4 protein-coding genes and 1 pseudogene are annotated in these 4740 nt (G+C 66.0%); 2 read left to right on the top strand and 3 right to left on the bottom strand.

The genetic code is table 11. The features are described from left to right. Window positions 1–142: 142 nt before the first annotated feature. On the bottom strand, window positions 143–1354 hold the full coding sequence (gene solA, locus HY703_05290) for an N-methyl-L-tryptophan oxidase (GenBank protein MBI4544584.1): 1212 nt from the start codon (window positions 1352–1354) through the stop codon (window positions 143–145). A gap of 188 nt (window positions 1355–1542) precedes the next feature. Here solA and HY703_05285 point away from each other — a divergent pair, with 188 nt between their 5' ends. Beyond that, window positions 1543–2244, top strand: coding sequence for a DUF72 domain-containing protein (locus HY703_05285; protein MBI4544583.1), 702 nt, complete (start codon window positions 1543–1545; stop codon window positions 2242–2244). A 121-nt stretch (window positions 2245–2365) separates the two neighbouring features. Here HY703_05285 and nagB read toward each other — a convergent pair whose 3' ends face one another. After that, on the bottom strand, window positions 2366–3151 hold the full coding sequence (gene nagB, locus HY703_05280) for a glucosamine-6-phosphate deaminase (GenBank protein ID MBI4544582.1): 786 nt from the start codon (window positions 3149–3151) through the stop codon (window positions 2366–2368). A 153-nt stretch (window positions 3152–3304) separates the two neighbouring features. Between nagB and HY703_05275 the strand changes: the two are divergent. Further along, window positions 3305–3696: pseudogene (locus HY703_05275) on the top strand (ISAzo13 family transposase). 849 nt (window positions 3697–4545) lie between these two features. On the opposite strand, the gene HY703_05270 reads toward HY703_05275, so the two are convergent. Next, the coding region (locus tag HY703_05270; protein MBI4544581.1) for an NAD(P)(+) transhydrogenase (Re/Si-specific) subunit beta at window positions 4546–4740 on the bottom strand (195 nt) is incomplete at its 5' end.

The raw sequence follows: 4740 nt of genomic DNA, 5'->3' as shown, positions 1-4740 counted from the left end.
GCCAGCTCGCGCAGCACCTCGTCCATGACCTGGATGCAATCGCGCATGGGCAAGAGTTGGCGCACCTGCGGTCCCGGGACGACCAACACGCCTCCACGCTGCGGAGTGGGGACTTCAGGTGATGGGGGGTGTAGGGGGGTCGTCATGGCGGCTCGGGCCGGTCTGTTTCGCGGCGCCGGGGGGCGCACGCCGCTCCGTGATGAGCCGTTGCTCCCCGGCCGGCGAAGCGGGCTGCGCAAAATGGCGTCAGGTCAAAACGGGTCGCGGCGCCGTCCGCCAGGTCGGCCAGGATCTCGCCCAACGCGCTGGCAAACTTGAAGCCGTGGCCCGAGCAGGCGCTGGCCAGGATCACCTGCGGCTGCTCGGGATGGAAGTCGAGCAGGAAGTCGTAGTCCGGTGTGTTGGTGTACAGGCAAACGGCCGCGTCCAGCAGCTCGCCGTGCGCGTCCGGCAGGTACGCATCCAGCAGCCCTCGCACCTTGCGTTCCTCGTCCGCCGAGATGCGCCGGTCCACACTCTCGGGGTCGGTGGCCACGCCTTCGTGGTGAATGGCCAGCTTGAGGCCGTCGCCCACGTCGGGCAGTGTGGCGAAGATGCGTTCCGGCTCATACTCCCACAGCACGATGGGGCAGTGGTCAGCGTGGAACCGCTGCGGGAACGCGGCGGGCCGGAACCAGTGCATGAACTGGCGCTCGACCTGGAGCGGCAGGCCGAGCGCGGCGAGCAGCTCGGGCAGCCACGCGCCGGCCGCCAGGATCAGCCGCGCGGCGCGGTACCTGCCCCGCGCGGTTTCGATGACAGCGCCGCCGCTCTCCGCGCGCCAGTGCAGGAGCGGCTCGGTGCTGTGCAGCTCTGCCCCGGCGCGGGCGGCCAGCTCGAGGCTGCTGTGGATGCACGCCTCGGGGAAGAGCAGCCCGCCGCTGGGCTCGAGGATTCCCACCATGTCATCGCGGGGCGCGAGGCCGGGGAAGCGCCGGCGCACCTCGGCCGCCGTGAGCTCCTCGTGCGCCAGCCCATGCGCCCGGGCGCTGGCCCGGGTGCCGCTTAGCAGCATGCCGTCCGGCGGGCCGAGCATGAGCCCGCCCGTCAGACGCAGCAGCGGCCGGCCCGCCACCCGCTCGAGCTCCGCCCACTTCTCGTACGCGCGCTGGATCAGCGGCACATACAGCGGGTGCTCGAAGTACGCCTCGCGGATGATGCGCGTGCGGCCGTGGGAGGAGCCGAGCGCATGAGGCGGGTCGAACCGGTCCAGGCCCAACACGCGCCGCCCGCGCCGCGCCAGTTGCCAGGCCGCGGCGGAGCCCACGGCGCCCAGGCCGGCAATGGCGACGTCGTAGTCAGACCTCTGGGGCATTCGCTACCTTACCCCTGCGGCATCACCCCCGGCAAGAATGGCGGTCGTACCGCGGCACGGGCGTGGGCTTGGCTGTGCCTGCTGTGGGTCGCGTATTTCCGCCGCGATTTCCGCCGCTCTTGCTGGGGCGGGGCGCCGCCCGGATATTGTCGCGGGAAATTCCCCTTCACCCCGAGTCTTGCTTCGCCATGCGGCTCCTGACCGGGACCAGCGGCTACGCCTACAAGGAGTGGAAGGGCAGCTTTTACCCGGAGGAGCTGCCGGCCGCGCAGATGCTGCGCTACTATGCCGGCCAGTTCCCGGCGGTGGAGATCAACAACACGTTCTACCGCATGCCGGCCACGAAGATGCTCGAGGAGTGGTCGGCGCAGGTGCCGGCCGGCTTCACCTTCGTGCTCAAGGCGTCGCGCCAGATCACGCACATCCTGCGGCTGAAGGAGGTGGCCCAGCCGGTCTCGTACCTGCTGCAGCAGGCGGCGGTGCTCGGTGACAAGCTGGGCCCATTGCTCTTCCAGCTCCCGCCCAACCTGAAGAAGGACCTGCCACGGCTGGAGGCTTTCCTGGCACTGCTGCCCGCAGCGCGGCGTGCGGCGCTCGAGTTCCGGCACGCCTCCTGGTTCGAAGACGACGTCTTTGCCGCGCTGCAAGCGCGCGATGTTGCGCTGTGCGTGTCAGACACGGACGAGGAGTCGGCCACGCCATTTGCTGTCACGGCCGATTGGGGATACCTGCGGCTGCGGCGTGAAATGTATGGCGAGGGCGATCTGGGGGATTGGGCCAAGCGGGTGGCGGATGCGCCCTGGAAAGACGCATTCGTCTTCTTCAAGCACGAAGAGGCGGGCGCGGGACCGAAGCTTGCCAAACGCTTTGCCGAGCTGTTCCGCGGCTGAGTGGTCGGAAAGCAGCATTTGCTCGTCTGCGGGTCCACCGCAACGCGGGCTTGCCCCGAAGTGGCTGGCAAAGACGGGGCGAAAGCAGGTAAGCGGCAGGGCGCCCGCGGCGCGCGTGTCCTCAAGCATTGCGAGCCGGTTCCGCGTACTCCCTCCCGACCAGCTCTTCCACGTGCTCCCGCGACAGCTTGGATGCGGCCGCCTCGTCGATGATGACGTAGGCGCGGCGGTGCATCTGGATGATGGAGGCCGGCACCATGGCCGTAATGGGCCCCTCGACGGAGTCGCGGATCGCCTCCGCCTTGCCCTCGCCGGTGGCCAGCAGCACCAGCTCGCGCGCGTCCATGATCGTGCCAATACCCATGGTGATGGCGTAGCGCGGCACCGCCTCGAGGCTGCCGAAGAAGCGGGCATTGTCGCGGATCGTCCGCTCGGTCAGTGTCTTGATGCGGGTGCGCGAGCCGAGCGAGGAGCCGGGCTCATTGAAGGCGAGGTGGCCGTTGCCGCCGATGCCCAGCACCTGCAGGTCCATGCCGCCCACGCGCTCGATTTGCGCCTCGTACCAGTCGCAGAAGGTGCCCACGTCCTGCGTCATGCCGTCCGGGATGTAGATGTTGCGCGGGTCGAGGTTGACGTGCTGGAAGAGCGCCTGGTGCATGAAGGTGTGGTAGCTCTGCTCATGCGAGGGCGGCAGCCCGATGTACTCGTCGAGGTTGAAGGTGGTGACCTTGGAGAAGTCCAGCCCCTTCTCGCGGTGAAGGCGCGCGAGCTCCTGGTAGAGGCCGCGCGGCGTGCCGCCCGTCGCGAGGCCGAGCACGAGGTCGGGTTTCTTCAGCAGACGGTCCGAGACCAGGCGCGCGGCCTCCTGGCTGACGGCGTCGTAGTCCTTGCGGATGATGACCAGCATGAGGGCCTCCGTGGTGGTGGGGGCGCCGCGCGGAACCTCTACAAAGCAGGCCTCCGCGTGTTGGGGCGTGGGCTACTCATGGCCTTCTAGCGCCATATAGTGCCTTCAGCGCCTCCTCCTTGACAATTGTGTGCTGGTCGAGGTGCACCCCGCAAGGCGCTTCCCTACGGGATCTATGACGTGGCCAAGATCTCGGCTGGGTCAACGTGGGCACGGATCACGATACCGCGAGTTTTGCGGTCGAAAGCATCCGCCGTTGGTGGCGACACATGGGCTCGCCGCTCTATCCTCGAGTCAAGCGACTGCTCATCTGCGCTTACGCTGGAGGAAGCAACGGGTATCGTTTGCGGCTGTGGAAGCTCGAGCTGCAGCGCCTCGCCACCGAGATGGGCCTCACGATCACTACTTGCCACTTTCCCCCGGGTACCAGGAAATGGAACAAGATCGAGCACCGCCTGTTCTCGCACATCACACTGAATTGGCGCGGCCGACCTCTGGTCAGTCACGACGTGGTCGTCAATCTTATTGGTTCCACCAAGACAAGACCGCATCCGGCTTACGCGTCAAGGGGTCAACGCAGGAGTGGATGGCGGCGACAGCGGCTCTCCGGTCTTTCAGAATCCCGTGTATCCCAGCATCAGCTCCTACCTCTACGGCGTGTTATGGGGACGCACAGGCACGACTAGCTTCGTTTTCAGTGCGATGTGGAACGTCGAATACGAACTCGGGGGCCTCCGCACTACCATCTTTGACTAGCGGCGCCGTCAGAGGCGGAGTTAGGGGGCAGTCAGTAGGGGACGATTGCTGGTTCTCAAGGGCGCGTTACCGCAAGCCATGGGAGTCTTCATATGCGGTTCACAAGAAAGCTACTCAGAGCTAGCGTCTTGCTTGCCGCTTGCAACGGGAACAGCCTGTCACCCCAGGCGAAGCCGCCGTCGGCAGTTGAAGTGGTGGATGGTCTGACGTATCAAGCGCAGATGACGGTGGAAACACAGGTGCCTACCTCTATAAGGGTCAGTGTAAAGGTGACTAATTCCACTGAGCGGCCCATCCGGGTTGAGTTGCCCGGCGGATGCCCCGTGCTAGTCCGGGCCTATCGCAACGAGAGCCGTTCAGGGGCGGCTGTTTGGGACCAGGGGGGAATAATAGTTTGTCAGGCGTGGTTGCTTCTAGCTGACTTCGCGTCCAGAGAATCGCGGTCCTTCGCGACGGTCGTTGGCGCGTCTGAGATCTTGGGAGACTCGCTTACGGCGGGGCGGCGCTATTACTTCACGGCAGTGGTCCGCCCGAACCGTCGTACGCTAGAACTCGCTGCCGGTGAGGCAGAGGTGGTACGGTAGCTCGGATGAGCTCTGTCAGGGCCACTACCTTATCGGTCGTAGAGGCAGGTGCTTTTAGGCTTTCCCGCCGGACAGTTGCTTCGCTAGCTCGCCGACGACATGCTTGGCATCGCCGAAGAGCATCCAGGTCTTGTCCGAGAAGTAGAGCTCGTTTTCGATGCCGGCAAAACCCGGGTTCTTGCTGCGCTTGATGGCGAAGACGGTGCGCGCCTTGTCCGCGTCGATGATGGGCATGCCGTAGATGGGGCT

This window comes from Gemmatimonadota bacterium (assembly GCA_016209965.1).
Classification (GTDB): Bacteria; Gemmatimonadota; Gemmatimonadetes; order Longimicrobiales; family RSA9; genus JACQVE01.
The sequence above is the reverse complement of the archived record's forward strand: the minus strand, read 5'-3'. Positions and strand labels throughout refer to the sequence as shown.